We start from the raw sequence: 14,838 nt of genomic DNA on the forward strand, positions 1-14,838 counted from the left end.
AAATTTTAATTGGCGACTTCACTAATAAACTTAATTCGGTATAACCGAATTTCTTCATCGTCATAATCACCATCAAATTCTTCAAGTGCTTCTTCGATTTTATCGGTTTCAGCCTCTAGAAAATATTCGTGAAGTTCCTCTTGCTGATCTTCATCTAAAACATCTTCCAGATAGTAGTCGATATTCAGCTTTGTACCGCTATAAACAATAGCTTCCATTTCCTTAATAAATTCTGGCATAGCCATACCTTTTGCTGAAGCTATATCGTCTAATGGCAATTTTCGATCTACACTTTGTATAATAAACAACTTTAAAGCACTATTCGCCCCAGTAGATTTCACAACCAAATCGTCTGGTCGTATTACTTCGTTATCTTCTACATATCTGGCTATAAGATTTACAAAATCTTTACCATATTTCTTTGCTTTCCCTTCACCTACTCCAAAAATATTTCCTAACTCTTTTAGGTCAACAGGGTATTTTAATGCCATATCATCTATAGAAGGATCCTGAAAAACTACAAAAGGAGGCACGCCATTTTTCTTAGCAACCTTTTTTCGCAGCTCTTTAAGCATGCTTACTAATTTATCATCTACTCCTGTGGAGACTTTGGAAGAAACGGCAGCATTATCTGAAGACTCGTTAAAGATATGATCATGAGTCATCATAAAAGGTATAGGATTTTTCAGAAACTCTTCCCCTTTCTCGGTTAATTTAATTACGCCGTATGTTTCTATATCCTTACGTAAATATCCTGCAACAAGTGCTTGCCTTGTAAGAGCCATCCAAAAACTCTCACTTTTATCTTTCCCTTTTCCAAAAAGCGGATTTTGATCGGTTTTATGGGATAAAATCAAAGCATTGCTTTTTCCTACAAGTGTCTTTACAACTTCTTTTGATTTGTATAACTGCTTTGTTTCTTTGATAACTTTAATTAGTAATCCTAATTCTTCTTTAGCTTCATGCTGTTTTTTAGGATTACGAACATTATCATCCATAGAAGCTCCCTCTCCTGTTTTGTCATCGAATTCTTCTCCAAAATAATGAAGAATAAATTTTCTTCGCGACATTGAAGTTTCAGCATAAGCAACTACTTCCTGAAGTAACGCATGGCCTACCTCTTGCTCTGCAACAGGTTTACCACTCATAAACTTCTCTAATTTTTCTATGTCCTTATAGGCGTAGAAAGCGAGACAATGTCCTTCACCACCGTCACGACCGGCTCTTCCGGTTTCCTGGTAGTAGCTTTCGATACTTTTTGGAATATCATGATGAATAACAAAACGTACATCGGGCTTATCGATACCCATTCCGAAAGCAATGGTAGCCACAACCACATCTACATCTTCCATCAAGAACATGTCTTGATGTTTAGATCGTGTTTTTGCGTCTAGACCAGCGTGATATGGTATCGCATTAATTCCGTTTACCTGTAGGGTTTGGGCCAGCTCTTCTACTTTTTTACGGCTAAGGCAATAAATGATTCCGCTCTTACCATTATTTTGCTTCACAAAACGAATGATATCGGCATCAATATTCTTAGTTTTAGGTCGTACTTCGTAGTAAAGATTAGGTCTATTAAAACTGGCTTTAAATGTTTTTGCCTTTTGGATACCCAAATTCTTAAGAATATCTTCCTGTACTTTTGGAGTAGCCGTGGCGGTAAGTGCGATAATTGGAATATTTTCGCCTATACGCTGTATTATACTTTTCAGATTTCGATACTCTGGCCTAAAGTCGTGCCCCCATTCGCTAATGCAATGCGCTTCATCAATTGCGAGAAAAGAAATTTTCTGCTGTTTTAGAAAATCGACATAATCCTCTTTTGTTAAAGATTCGGGAGCGACATATAAAAGTTTGGTCACACCATTCACAATATCTTCCTTAACCTGCTTTACTTCAGTCTTATTTAGCGACGAATTAAGCACGTGGGCAACGCCATATTCCGAAGAAATTCCTCGAATGGCATCCACCTGGTTTTTCATTAAGGCGATAAGGGGCGATACAACAATTGCATTTCCTTCTTCTATTAATGCAGGTAGTTGGTAGCATAGGGACTTACCTCCTCCTGTTGGCATAATTACAAAAGTATCGTTTTTGTTTACGATACTTGCTACAACATCTTCCTGAAGACCTTTAAATTGGCTAAAACCAAAATATTTCTTCAGTTCTTTATGTAAATCAATTTCAGTCAAACTCATTAAATTGTGTTACAATTTTACATACATTTGCACATCTAAATATACATATTTCTTTAGTATCTGCAATCCATAATTATTTCAAAATTTGAAACTTCAGCAAAAAATTCTAAATACCGCAAAGGAAACTGTAAAAATTGAAGCTAAAGCCATTGCAAATTTAGAACATCTTATTGATAATGAATTTGTAGAGGCGGTAAAAAAAATTTACAATGCTAAAGGCAGAGTAATTGTAACCGGAGTTGGAAAAAGTGCTGCTATTGCAAATAAAATTGTTGCTACACTGAATTCAACCGGAACTCCTGCGATTTTTATGCATGCGGCAGATGCAATTCACGGAGATTTAGGTATCATCCAAAAAGACGATATTGTACTTTGTATTAGCAAAAGTGGAAACAGCCCTGAAATAAAGGTATTGGTACCTTTTATCAAAGATTTTCATAATACGCTTATCGCAATGACAGCAGATAAAGATTCGTTTTTAGGCAAATCGGCCGATTTTATTCTTAATTCTTATGTGGAAAAAGAAGCTTGTCCCAACAACCTAGCTCCTACGACCAGTACCACTGCACAATTAGTAATTGGCGATGCTCTAGCGATCTGTCTTTTAAAACTACGCGGTTTTTCTAGTGAAGACTTTGCAAAATACCATCCCGGTGGCAGTCTTGGAAAAAAATTATATTTGCGAGTTAAAGATATTGCAGCCCAGAATTTGAAACCTAGTGTTTCTCCCGGGACTACAGTAACCGATGCTATTATAGTTATTTCTGAAAATATGCTTGGTGTAACGGCTGTTTTAGAAAATAATAAAATTGTAGGCATTATAACCGATGGAGATATTCGTAGAATGCTAAAAAATAATGATGAATTTAAGAATCTTACCGCTGCAGATATTATGAGCAAATCGCCAAAAAGCATCGATGAAGATGCACTGGCTGTGGAAGCTCTTGATGCATTACAGGCGAACAAAATATCGCAGTTGTTAGCTACAAAAAATGGAAAATATAGTGGCGTGGTGCATATTCATAATTTAATAAGAGAAGGAATTTTATGATGAAAAAAATAAGCCAGCCTCAACAAGAGGAACCAGAAATGTCTTTTTTAGATCATCTTGAAGAATTAAGATGGCATTTAATACGATCTGTTCTTGCAGTAGTAATTGCAGCAACAGTAGCCTTTCTTTTAAAAGGTTTTATCTTTGATGTACTTCTATTTGGGCCGAGTAAAGGAGATTTCTGGTCGTATAGTATGTTATGCAAAGTATCTGAAGCACTTGGCATTGATGGCGGATTTTGCTTTCAAGAGCTACCGTTTACCATACAAAGTAGAACGATGGGTGGGCAATTCTCTGCCCATGTTTGGACCTCTATAACGGCAGGTTTTATAATCGCATTCCCATTTATTATATATGAATTCTGGAAGTTTGTTGCCCCGGCAATGCACGAGAATGAAAGAAAACATGCTAAAGGTTTTATATTCGTCACCTCTCTTTTATTTTTTATGGGAGTGGTTTTCGGCTATTATGTGGTTACACCATTATCTATCAATTTTCTCGGAAAGTATAAAGTAAGCGAACTAGTTTTAAACGAATTCGATTTGAGTGACTATATCGGTTTGGTGAGAACCACGGTTATAGCCTCTGGATTAATTTTCGAACTTCCTATCCTTATTTACTTTTTGACTAAAGTTGGGGTAGTTACGCCGCAATTCCTAAGAAAATATAGAAAATATGCATTAGTAATTGTACTTATTATTTCAGCAGTAATAACACCTCCTGATATTGTAAGTCAGATTATCGTTGCAGTACCCGTATTAATACTTTACGAGGTAAGTATTGTAATATCGAAGATTATTTATAAAAGAGAAATTAAAGAAAAAAATTAAGCTATGATTAATCAGGTTGACGAATTTAATTCGTATCGCCAAAAAATGAACGATAAAATTCTTGGAGAGAATAATAAAGTTCTAAAACGTATTTTTAATTTAGATACGAATGCTTTTTCTGAAGGTGCTTTAGACAAAAGAACTAAAGAGCTTTTAGGTTTAGTTGCTTCGCTTGTATTAAGATGCGACGATTGTGTAAAGTATCACTTAGAGAGCAGTTTTAAAGAAGGTCTAAAGCGTGAAGAAGTAATGGAAACGCTAAGTATAGGAACTCTAATTGGCGGAACCATTGTGATTCCACACCTTCGCCGTGCGTTTGAATACTGGGATTCTTTAGAAGAAGCAAATGCCGAAAAATAAATCGGTATAATTTATGTTTATTATTGAACTAAACCTAAGAAATGAAATTAAAAGCCGATAATCTTATAAAACAATATAAAGGTAGAAAAGTAGTTAAGGGAATTTCTCTTGAAGTGAATCAAGGCGAAATTGTTGGTCTACTGGGTCCTAATGGCGCAGGAAAAACAACTTCTTTCTATATGATTGTTGGCTTAATTAAACCTAATAGTGGTAGTATCGTTCTGGATGCTGAAAACATCACCAATTTCCCGATGTACAAAAGAGCACAGCATGGTATAGGTTATTTAGCACAAGAAGCATCTGTCTTTAGAAAGCTAAGTATAGAAGACAATATTATGAGTGTTTTGCAGCTCACAAAGCTCTCTAAGAAGGAGCGGGAAATGAAAATGGAATCACTAATCGATGAATTTAGCTTAAACCATATTCGTACTAATCGAGGAGATTTATTAAGTGGTGGAGAGCGCCGGCGTACCGAAATTGCGCGAGCGCTAGCTACCGATCCAAAATTCATTCTTTTAGATGAACCTTTTGCCGGGGTAGATCCTGTAGCGGTTGAGGACATCCAACGTATCGTGGCGCAATTGAAAAACAAAAACATCGGAATATTAATTACCGATCATAACGTACAGGAAACTTTAGCGATTACCGACCGCACCTATCTTATGTTCGAAGGAAGTATCCTGAAACATGGTATTCCGGAAGAACTTGCCGAAGACGAAATGGTTCGTAAAGTCTATTTAGGACAAAACTTTGAGCTTAGAAAGAAGAAATTGTTTGACTAGAAAATCTAATTTCAGCTTTTGTTTCTGGAAAAAATAGATAAAAGTACATAGCTCAAAATGATCATCGGCACTGCCAGAAACTGAAACAACACGATTAAAACCACACAGAGAATTAAGAAAATATACCTGATCTCATTTCCCTTAAATCCATAGTTTTTAAATTTTAGAGCGAATAACGGTAATTCCGCATTTAAAATAATAAAACTAATGATGGTTAAAGCAAAAAGAAACCATTCGTTTAGAATTATTTCTGTAGCAAAACTATTAGGCTGATAGGTTAAAATGAGCGGTAGCGATAAAATCAATAACGCATTTGCCGGAGTAGGTAAACCAATAAAAGAATCTGTTTGGCGATCATCTACATTAAATTTAGCTAGTCTGTAACCCGATCCCAATATAATAAGAAGCCCAAATAAAGCTAAAGGGTTAAAAGTGAATTCTAACCAATTCGTTTCCGAAGTCCACTGCGGAACTCCATTTTCACCCGGCAATGCCATTGTAAGCAGCTGAAACATCACAATACCGGGCACCACCCCACTAGTTACAACATCTGCAAGAGAATCCAGTTGTAATCCCACTTCACTTTTAACATTCAATGCTCTAGCCGCAAGACCATCAAAAAAATCGAAAAATATTCCTAAAGCTACGAAAAATGCTGCTGCAACTAAGTTCCCCTGAACGGCAAAAATTACAGCAATACTTCCACTAAATAAATTACAAAGCGTTATAAGATTCGGAATATGTTTCTTCATTGATTGGTTCGATTAGCAATCAACTAAAATAGGTATTTACAACTCAATGTCTAATAAAATTTCCTTAAAACCTTTTTTCTAACTGAGTTTAGTATTTTTGTCTACAAAAATCAAAGGCAATTCCCTTAAAGCTGATAACAGTAAAAAGACAAATTTCAGTTTAATTTTTTTTATTATGAAGAATATTCTATTTGCAATTTTAAGCGGACTTTTACTTGCTTTTGGCTGGCCTACTAACGGTTTTCCGTTGCTCCTTTTTTTAGGATTTACGCCTTTACTTTTAGCAGAATTCAATATTCGAAATTCTGAAGCAAAGTTTAAGAAATGGAAGATTTTTGGAGTCGCTTATATTAGCTTTTTCATTTGGAATATTATTACTACCTATTGGATCTATTTTTCTACTCCTTTTGGCGGTGCGTTCGCTATTTTAGCGAATTCCTTACTCATGTCGGTCGTATTTTTGATTTATCACATTATCGCCAAACGAACAGGTTTTAGAGCTTCTGCCAGTTTTTTTATAAGCCTTTGGATCGTATTCGAAAAGATACATCTTGGCTGGGATTTTTCATGGCCTTGGCTAAATTTAGGTAATGGATTCTCTGAATACACAAACTGGATACAATGGTACGAATTTACAGGAACCTTTGGGGGAACATTATGGGTCCTACTTGTGAATTTTATATTTTTTAAAGCCATACTTGCTTTCAATGAATTTAAGGATAAAACGATTTTATATCGCGCCGGTATTAAATCTATCTTAACTATTGGACTCCCAATTCTCTTATCTTATATTTTGTTGTGGAATTATGAGATGCCAAGGGAAACAATAAATGCCCTAATACTTCAACCCAACATAAATCCTTATACCGAAAAGTATAATACGAACGATACAAAAATTGGCGAGTTATTGCTGAATATGACTTCGGAAAACATCACAGATTCGACCGAAATCGTTTTGGCTCCTGAAACGGTTTTTGCTGACGGAACAGTTTTATCAAGATTCAACAAATCTGAAGCGGCATTTTTTGGAAGACAGATTTCGCAACTTAAGCCAAATTTGAGCTTTTTGGGTGGAATCTCATTTTACGAGCGCTTTTCTAACCCAAACTTAGTGAATCCTCAATCCAATCGATTAGGAGAAAATGATTGGTTTAATGATTACAATTCAGCTTTTCTAATCAAAAACAATACTGAAAACCAGGTTTATCACAAATCGAAATTAGTTGTTGGGGTAGAAAACTTTCCTTACCAAGATATTCTTAAACCAATTTTAGGCGATGTAATGATCGATTTGGGTGGAACTGTTGCTATGAAAACTACCCAAAAAGATAGAGCTGTATTCAACATAAAAGATAGTATTTCAACCGCTCCAATAATTTGTTACGAATCTATTTATGGCGAATATGTTACCGGTTATGTAAAAAACGGAGCCAATTTTTTAAGTATAATCACCAATGACGCCTGGTGGGGAAATACATCGGGACATAGACAACATGCCAGTTACGCAAAACTTAGAGCAATCGAAAACAGACGATCGGTAGCACGAAGTGCAAATACTGGAATTTCAGAAATCATAAATCCAATTGGCGAAATTCAGCAAAAATTAGAATACGAAAAACGCGGTAGCATTTCCGGAGATATTATTCTGAATAATAAGATTACTTTTTATTCCAAATATGGAGATTATATCGCTCGAGTTTCGAAGTTTTTAGCGCTCTTTATTTTTCTTTTTACTATGGTTGGGATTAAACGCAGTAAGTATTTGTAGTAAAAAACGGTGGAATTATCTATTCGCTTTCAATCTAAAGATTTAAAAATTGATGTCTAATTTATCGAAATTGGATTTATAAAAATTACGTTTTTCGACATTTCAGAACATTTTTTTTATGCTGTCAAAAGTAGATTCTAATTTCTCAATTTTAATTGCGTAGCTGCATATATGCAGATTACTGTCCGCGCATAGAAATTACGGTACTCAAGGTTTTCAGAATGATATTGAGGTCTAAGAAAATACTGCGATGTTTTATATAAAATAGATCATACTGAAGTTTTTCTAAAGCACCGGCCTCTTCTCCGCTATAATCTCCTTTTACCTGCGCCCAACCCGTTAAACCAGGTTTTATTACATGACGAATGTTGTAAAAAGGAATACTTCTGGAAAGTTCCTGAACAAACACAGGTCGCTCTGGTCTTGGACCTATCAAGCTCATTTCTCCTTTTAATAAATTCAGAAACTGCGGAATTTCATCGATTCTTGCTTTTCGCATAAATTTACCAAAGGGCGTGGTTCGAAGATCATTCTTTTCAGCATATCTTGGTCCCTGCTCTTCTGCATTCTTAACCATCGTTCTAAATTTAATGATCTTAAATGGCTTACTATTTTGTCCAATTCTTTCTTGTGTATAAAGCAAAGGGCCGCGATTAGCTAAAGCGTTTCCTATTAATAAAAATGGTACGATTGCAATGCCTATTACTATTCCTATTAATGAAAATAGAATATCAAATAAACGTAAGCTAAAAAGATAAAATTTGTTTTGATTACTTCGGCTAAAAGGAAAATACCTATAGAAATCGTGATCTACATTTTGCACAGGAATTCTTGCAGTAATATCTTCGTAAACCTGCATATAATCACGAATTGGGAAGCCTTCATTCAGAAGAAAACTGAGTTCGTTATACAGCGGAAGCATTAATCCATTATAGCCACTAGATACCACAATTTCTTTTATATGATATTTTTTAACAGCTTTTCGTAAATCCTCAACCTCAAATTGTAACAAATTTTCATCTTCAACTTCAACCTGCCCATCAGTATTTACAAATCCTACAACCTCGTAATTTGGATCTGCTTTTTTAAAGGCTTCTGCAATCATTTTAATATCAAAACTATCCCCAACTACAATTACTCTTTTATTGAATCTGGGTGAGGCAATCAAAGAAATATAAGCCCAACGCCACAATAAAATTGTGCATAAAATTGTGAGGAAAAAATATAGAATTTGAATTCTGTTATCGGGTAAACTCGGACTTAACAGCGGTGTTAAAATGAAAAAAAGAACTGTTAAAGAGGTTGTTAGCAATGCATTTTTGAGCACTATATCAAACTGGCTTGCTTTCTGAAGGTCGTATAGTTCAAAAATATGAGCAAACAGTTTTAAATAGGCGACAAGCAAAACTGTCCAATACCAAAACTCTTTACTAATCCTGAAGTAACTAAAATTGGTGAAAATTTGCAGTAATGTAAGCGTTAAAAGAACAAACAGAACGTCGAATATTCGTAGAAGAACCTTCCTTTCTGAAATTTCGAAATGTAGTAGGGGTTTGTCTGCCATTTCCATTAATTTACGCTTTCAAATATACTCTTTTAAGTCAGTAAATCGTTCCACTGATCTTTTACATTTTTCCAGTCAAATTTTTCAACTTTCTTTCTAGCATTTTTCGCTATAGTATTCGCATCTAATTGCTTATCTAATAATTTAAAAGTTTTATCTGCCAAATCCTTAAGATTATTACTTTCAAATAAAATTCCATCTTTACCATCTTCGATCAGATATGGAATACCGCCTATTTTAGAGCTTAGCACAGGTAAACCCAAGGCCATAGCTTCCACGATACTCACAGGTGTATTATCAATGGTAGAAGTATTCAAGAAAATATCACATTCTGCAGCTAATTTGTGCCACTGTTTTTTATCTAGTTTTCCTGTAAAAGTGATTGGTAACTTATTTATTTCAGCGTAATTTTTACACTTTAGCATGCTACCATCTTTGTCGGGACCAACCATGTAAAGCGCTGCGCTCCCGTATTTCTGCACTAACAACTCCAATAGCTGAATCGCCAGCATTGGATTATAAATTTCAGCAAATGCGCGAACCCAAATTATCTTTGGTGCAAATTGAAAACGCTCTTTAAAATTATATTCATCTAGTTTTATTGAATTTGGAATAAACTTCAAATTCGACAATCCTACAGTCGAAAATTTAGAATAAAAAAATTCGGATGGCGCGATATTGTATTTAGCGTTTTGGAAAAACGAAAAGAATCTTTTGCGTAGTCTTTTCTCCAGATTTCCGCCATGTAAAATATTTATATATTGAACGCCTTTCATTTTACTAAGCATTCCGCATAAATAGGCGTACCAAAAATTTTGTGTGCTGTACACATCTATAATTATCCAATCTACCTTATTGCTAAACATCAGCACACTTTTAAGCATGTCTAGCAGACGTAAAATTTTATTCTCTTTGGCCGAAAATGAATATACAATATATCCCTCTTTTTCAAGTAACCCAGGTAAAATATCAGCAGAGGTTGGGGTACTCCCAGTATGTGCTAATTTATTACCAATATAAAGCACTTTTTTAACCGACATTACTGATAATCTTTAACCAGTCCTTTTTTATCATTTTCCAATCAAAAAATTCAGCCTTACTCCGTGCATTTAAAGCTAGAGATTCTCCTGTTGTTGGATTTTCTATAATTCTGGAAATTTCTGAAGCCATTTTTTCCGCATCTCCTGAAGGAACCAATATACCATCTTTGGCATGTACAATTAGATTAGGCATACCACCTACATTTGTTGAGATGATAGGCAAACCTAAGCTCATAGCTTCAATAACACTAAGTGGTGTATTATCAATTGTAGTAGTATTAATGAAAAAATCATAATCCTCAGATAATGCTGCCCATTCTATTTTTTTAAGCTTATCGGTAAACTTGACTTTTAAATTCTTCTTTTTTACTAAGCGTTTACAATCTTGCATGCTGCCATCTTTCTCAGGTCCAACCATACATAATTCTGCATCACTATACTTGGTCGATAACAACTCTAAAACTTCTAAAGCCATTCTAGGATTATATCTATACTGAAAGCGCCGCACCCATAATAACTTAGGCCTGAAATGTGTTCTTGATTTATAAGGATAATTTTTTAAATCTATAGAATTAGGAATAAGGCAGATTCGATCAAAATTTCTTTTTTCAAATTCGTTTTTTAAAAAATTTGATGGGGCAATATTTTGAAATGCATTACCAAACAAATTCCGACTGAATTTAGGATTTTTATCCAAACGTTCAGGTAAATTACCACCATGCAAAATGGGTATATAAGGCAATTTATATATCTGGCACAACCTTCCCACCAAATAAGCGTAATAAAAATTAGTGGCGCCATAAGTATCAATTAAAACAACATCTGTTGATTTATGGAATTTGCTTATCAAACCTAGCATTTCAATAAGTCGAACGGCTTTGTTAGTTACCGAAGAAGCCGTTTTAACCTCATAGCCTTCTTGCCTAAGCATTTCACTTAAGAATGAAATATAGGTCGCTGTAAAACTATTAACGCGCAAGTCGTTTCCTATGTACAGGATCTTTTTTGTCATCTACTATATAAAGTAATGCCAAGCCATAAACGAAGGCAGGTAAAGCAATTCGCATAGCTGAATGGTTAATTGTTAAAAACCAAAAGGCTAAAAACGCTAAAAAATAATAATTGTTTTCGAATTTAAACCAAAATACAACAGGAACAAAGATTAAAATCAACAAACTAATAAGACCAAGAATACCCTGTTCTGATAGCATTCGGCTAATTTCATTATGTGTTGCTATTATGATACCCAATTGTTCCTCTCTATATTCTTTTCCTTTTCCAATTCCGATTCCAAGTATAGGATTGTTGGTAAATGCATGCAATTCGGTTTCTATCAATTCTGATCTTCCGGTAGTAATATCTTCTTTTAATTTCCCTGAGGCATCTTTATTAGTATATCGATTCCCTATTAACCCGGAAGTCTTAACTAACGTAAATGACCATACTGCAAGTCCTGCAACTGCTATAAATAATATTTTCCTGAAAATACTTGATCTAGTTTTTGCATTTTGTTTATAATAAAAGAAGAGCACAAATGTGCAGATACAAATTACGCCAGTAATAACACCACCCCTAGAAAACGTAACTATTGCACGATAGGCCATTAAACCAAGCAAAACAAAATCCACAAGATTTATTAATTTGTCCTTAACCAGAAAAAGTCGGGTTGAAATAAGAAAAAATCCCATTCCGAAAATAGTCGAAATTTGATTAGGCCCATATCCCCCCGTTGCTAAATAATTCGCGGAGACATTTATGAGTGATTCTTTTAAAGAAGGTGTATACAGATATAAATAAAGCATATTTGAAATTAGCGGTAAGAGCAACATTAAAATAACCTTTTCAAAATCTGCTTTTTTAATCTTTTTGTAATAGCAATAGATTGCCACGACACCTAAACAAACCGGACCACTTAAATTAAACGCAACCAATTTTCTAAACTCAGCACCATAGCTTATATTAATTGCTGAAACCAAAATACCAGGTACCATCATAAGAATAAAAAACCAATAAGGTACAGTTTTAGAAGATGTTCCTTTAAAAAACATCCCTATAAGGATGTAAACCACAACCATATATTTTCCGGTTTCATAAAATATCATACCGGCAGTCATTCTAAAATACACTTCGCTTCCTGCAACATAAGCTGCTGCCATTAAAGCTTCATTATTTTTATTCTTTTTCTGAAGAATATAAATTAGCCAAAATAATAACATCCCATGGCAAACAAGTACAGAGATAGGTCTATATAAATATATAGCAAATGCTATAGCCACATGAAGCAGCAAAAGTCGAAAGTATTCTTTTCTATTTTGATCTATCGTCAACTGCATCTTTTATAGAACTCAATTGATTGTTTTATAATTTCTTCAGCACCAAATTTTCTTTTCACTAATTCATGAAATTTTAATGCATCGCTATTTAGCTTTGTACTATCTTCGGCATATGAATTAATGGCCTCCAGCAACTCATCTTCATTCCCAGAATTAATTATTATTCCGGCATCTTCAACAACCGCTCTACACTCCCCTACATCTGTACAAATAACAGCTAATTCAGCTTCAGCATACTCCAATAATACTAGTGGTAAGCCTTCTGATTTTGAAACTAAAATTCCTATGGAAGCTTGATTCAGTATTTCCCTATTAATTGACTTTGGACCATAATAAAAAACATTAGCCGTCTTCTCTACCCGCTCTAAAATCCTATTACCGTATTCATCATTAAAGTGCTTACCAAAAAGGTGTAGACTTAGATCCTTATCGCTCAGTTTAGCAAAAACATTAAGTAAAAATAGATGATTTTTTTGAGGTCTAAAGTTTGCTACACAAATCAATTTTACTTTTTGGTTTCCTTCCAACTTCACGTTTTCAACTGCATTTTCAGCAAGTTGAACAAAATTATTTATTTGGATACAATTGGTACAATTTAATTTTTTGCTATTCCAATCTGCCAATTTTTTATTTACTGCAATAATTCCGTCAAATTGAGAGCTGCATAATTTTAAAACTGAATAGCGCCTTTCGTTAAGAAATTCACTGTTACCGTAATGATCATGCCAAATAAGAACTAGACGGGGAATTGCAATCTTCAACAAACTCGCAAGAAAATAAGAGCTGCCATGCGCATGAATGTGAGTTATTTTCTTTGCTCTAACAAATTTCATAAGAGCATAAATAGCTTTAATATCAATTACTCTTTTCCTTTCTAAAAATAGATAATTTGAAGAAATCTTCAATTCTTTCTTTAAAATCCCCTCCTTTCTGGTCACCACTAAAAAAGAGGTTATGTTTTCTACATTACTTAGGGCGTTATAAAAATTAACCGCCATTCTTTCAGCACCTCCCGCATCTAGAGAATCGATAAGTTGTAAAACTCTCATACCAATTTAGCAATTTCTTGTTCGAAAAATTCTACTGTATAGGCTTCAGACCAATCTTGAGCATTTCGAGACATCTTTACTAATTGTGATTTATCTCCTAATAGAGTTTCTAGAGTTTCAATATCCCTTTGTAAATTTCCTTCAATCAATATACCTCGCTCACCAAAACCTAGCATCCAAGGAACACAAGAAATTTTGGTAGCTATAGGAATACATCCAAAGAACATAGCTTCCGCAACGGCTTTGGGCCACCCTTCACTTTTTGAAGGTAATATTGAAAAATGAGCTTTTTGGTAAGCTTTTTTTAATTCAGATAATGGCCTTCCACCTTTTAAAATTACATAGTTTTGAATGTTTTGTTCAGAGATATAGTCTTGTAAGCTTTCTTTTAATTCGCCTTCCCCATATATCGACAAATCCACATCAAATCCTCTATTCCTTAAACTTTCAACTAATTTAATAGCAAACAGAGGCCTTTTCCCTACTACTAAACTTCCTACAAACACAAAATGAAAAGGCTGATTATATTTTTTTATATTTTGAATTTTATCATTTTCTCCAAAAGAAGCGGTAAAAAAAGGACGAATATTTTTAGATTGATTTAGCCATTCCCCGTATACCAAAACCTGAATGTTTTTACTGATTTTCGGATTAGAAACAATCCATTTTTGCAATTTATACGTCCAAGGTTGCTTTGAATTTGGATCCCAGTTCCCGGCATACTTTACTGTTTTAGCTTTCGAAGGGAAAAAAACTTGTATTATACTTCCTAGTAATCCCATATTACCCGGACACCGTAAATGAATATGATCAGCCCATTTCATCGATTTACAAATAGTATAGATTATAATGGGTAATTTCAGTAGCGTTATGAAAGCACTCCGTAATGAAAGCAACGAAAATTGCGGAACTTCTACAAAATCTAGTTGTTTATGATGGTATGCTGTTGTTATTTTCGATGCGTGATTAATATTTGCAGGAGCTACTATTTTTACTGCATCAACATAGTTGAACCATCTATTCATTTCTAAAACATACGGAGCATAAGCCTGAAAATTAGATCCGACTTTTTTATGAACAACATGTGTGATTACAACAAATTTCATAA

The 14,838-nt window shown here is 34.4% G+C and carries 13 protein-coding genes; 5 read left to right on the forward strand and 8 right to left on the reverse strand.

Annotation, left to right across the window (positions count from 1 at the left end; all coding sequences use genetic code 11):
* Positions 1–5: 5 nt before the first annotated feature.
* On the reverse strand, positions 6–2,201 hold the full coding sequence (recQ, locus tag PBT91_RS13125; RefSeq protein ID WP_270058916.1) for a DNA helicase RecQ: 2,196 nt from the start codon (positions 2,199–2,201) through the stop codon (positions 6–8).
* 85 nt (positions 2,202–2,286) lie between these two features.
* On the opposite strand from recQ, the gene PBT91_RS13130 reads away from it, so the two are divergent.
* From PBT91_RS13130 to lptB, 4 genes are read left to right on the forward strand one after another with little or no spacing between them, the layout of a single operon-like run.
* Positions 2,287–3,252 carry a KpsF/GutQ family sugar-phosphate isomerase gene (locus tag PBT91_RS13130; protein WP_270058917.1) on the forward strand — a complete coding sequence of 322 codons (966 nt, stop codon included), beginning with the start codon at positions 2,287–2,289 and terminating at the stop codon, positions 3,250–3,252.
* On the forward strand, positions 3,252–4,082 hold the full coding sequence (tatC, locus tag PBT91_RS13135) for a twin-arginine translocase subunit TatC (RefSeq protein ID WP_270061464.1): 831 nt from the start codon (positions 3,252–3,254) through the stop codon (positions 4,080–4,082). The genes PBT91_RS13130 and tatC overlap by 1 nt, the downstream gene beginning before the upstream one ends.
* Before the next feature lie 3 nt (positions 4,083–4,085).
* A complete protein-coding gene (locus tag PBT91_RS13140; RefSeq protein WP_270058918.1) occupies positions 4,086–4,442 on the forward strand; it encodes a carboxymuconolactone decarboxylase family protein in 357 nt (118 codons plus the stop codon).
* Positions 4,443–4,483: 41 nt separating this feature from the next.
* Positions 4,484–5,224, forward strand: a complete 741-nt coding sequence (gene lptB / locus PBT91_RS13145; RefSeq protein WP_270058919.1) for an LPS export ABC transporter ATP-binding protein — start codon at positions 4,484–4,486, stop codon at positions 5,222–5,224.
* Between the two features lie 11 nt (positions 5,225–5,235).
* Here lptB and PBT91_RS13150 read toward each other — a convergent pair whose 3' ends face one another.
* Positions 5,236–5,976: a CDP-alcohol phosphatidyltransferase family protein gene (locus PBT91_RS13150; RefSeq protein WP_270058920.1), complete on the reverse strand. Its 741-nt coding sequence runs from the start codon at positions 5,974–5,976 to the stop codon at positions 5,236–5,238.
* Positions 5,977–6,151: 175 nt separating this feature from the next.
* On the opposite strand from PBT91_RS13150, the gene lnt reads away from it, so the two are divergent.
* Positions 6,152–7,744, forward strand: a complete 1,593-nt coding sequence (gene lnt, locus PBT91_RS13155) for an apolipoprotein N-acyltransferase (protein ID WP_270058921.1) — start codon at positions 6,152–6,154, stop codon at positions 7,742–7,744.
* Between the two features lie 178 nt (positions 7,745–7,922).
* Here lnt and PBT91_RS13160 read toward each other — a convergent pair whose 3' ends face one another.
* From PBT91_RS13160 to PBT91_RS13185, 6 genes are read right to left on the reverse strand one after another with little or no spacing between them, the layout of a single operon-like run.
* A complete protein-coding gene (locus PBT91_RS13160) occupies positions 7,923–9,308 on the reverse strand; it encodes an exopolysaccharide biosynthesis polyprenyl glycosylphosphotransferase (protein WP_270058922.1) in 1,386 nt (461 codons plus the stop codon).
* 32 nt (positions 9,309–9,340) lie between these two features.
* Positions 9,341–10,348: a glycosyltransferase family 4 protein gene (locus PBT91_RS13165; protein WP_270058923.1), complete on the reverse strand. Its 1,008-nt coding sequence runs from the start codon at positions 10,346–10,348 to the stop codon at positions 9,341–9,343.
* Entirely contained in the window at positions 10,338–11,360 is a 1,023-nt protein-coding gene (locus PBT91_RS13170; protein WP_270058924.1) for a glycosyltransferase family 4 protein, read from the reverse strand. The genes PBT91_RS13165 and PBT91_RS13170 overlap by 11 nt, the downstream gene beginning before the upstream one ends.
* Positions 11,317–12,681 (reverse strand): O-antigen ligase family protein, encoded by a 1,365-nt coding sequence (locus tag PBT91_RS13175; RefSeq protein ID WP_270058925.1) that lies wholly within the window; start codon positions 12,679–12,681, stop codon positions 11,317–11,319. The genes PBT91_RS13170 and PBT91_RS13175 overlap by 44 nt, the downstream gene beginning before the upstream one ends.
* Entirely contained in the window at positions 12,672–13,730 is a 1,059-nt protein-coding gene (locus PBT91_RS13180) for a glycosyltransferase family 4 protein (protein WP_270058926.1), read from the reverse strand. Before PBT91_RS13180 ends, PBT91_RS13175 begins: the two co-directional genes overlap by 10 nt.
* Complete coding sequence (locus tag PBT91_RS13185; RefSeq protein WP_270058927.1) at positions 13,727–14,836, reverse strand: glycosyltransferase family 4 protein; 1,110 nt, start codon at positions 14,834–14,836, stop codon at positions 13,727–13,729. Before PBT91_RS13185 ends, PBT91_RS13180 begins: the two co-directional genes overlap by 4 nt.
* Positions 14,837–14,838 lie beyond the last annotated feature (2 nt).

The organism is Zunongwangia sp. HGR-M22, from assembly GCF_027594425.1.
Taxonomy (GTDB): Bacteria; Bacteroidota; Bacteroidia; order Flavobacteriales; family Flavobacteriaceae; genus Zunongwangia.

Bases quoted from the DNA above. Each gene is read 5' to 3' on its own strand.
- recQ (WP_270058916.1), bottom strand. From the start codon at position 2,201: ATGAGTTTGACTGAAATTGATTTACATAAAGAACTGAAGAAATATTTT.
- tatC (WP_270061464.1), top strand. From the start codon at position 3,252: ATGAAAAAAATAAGCCAGCCTCAACAAGAGGAACCAGAAATGTCTTTT.
- PBT91_RS13140 (WP_270058918.1), top strand. From the start codon at position 4,086: ATGATTAATCAGGTTGACGAATTTAATTCGTATCGCCAAAAAATGAAC.
- lptB (WP_270058919.1), top strand. From the start codon at position 4,484: ATGAAATTAAAAGCCGATAATCTTATAAAACAATATAAAGGTAGAAAA.
- PBT91_RS13150 (WP_270058920.1), bottom strand. From the start codon at position 5,976: ATGAAGAAACATATTCCGAATCTTATAACGCTTTGTAATTTATTTAGT.
- lnt (WP_270058921.1), top strand. From the start codon at position 6,152: ATGAAGAATATTCTATTTGCAATTTTAAGCGGACTTTTACTTGCTTTT.
- PBT91_RS13160 (WP_270058922.1), bottom strand. From the start codon at position 9,308: ATGGCAGACAAACCCCTACTACATTTCGAAATTTCAGAAAGGAAGGTT.
- PBT91_RS13165 (WP_270058923.1), bottom strand. From the start codon at position 10,348: ATGTCGGTTAAAAAAGTGCTTTATATTGGTAATAAATTAGCACATACT.
- PBT91_RS13170 (WP_270058924.1), bottom strand. From the start codon at position 11,360: ATGACAAAAAAGATCCTGTACATAGGAAACGACTTGCGCGTTAATAGT.
- PBT91_RS13175 (WP_270058925.1), bottom strand. From the start codon at position 12,681: ATGCAGTTGACGATAGATCAAAATAGAAAAGAATACTTTCGACTTTTG.
- PBT91_RS13180 (WP_270058926.1), bottom strand. From the start codon at position 13,730: ATGAGAGTTTTACAACTTATCGATTCTCTAGATGCGGGAGGTGCTGAA.
- PBT91_RS13185 (WP_270058927.1), bottom strand. From the start codon at position 14,836: ATGAAATTTGTTGTAATCACACATGTTGTTCATAAAAAAGTCGGATCT.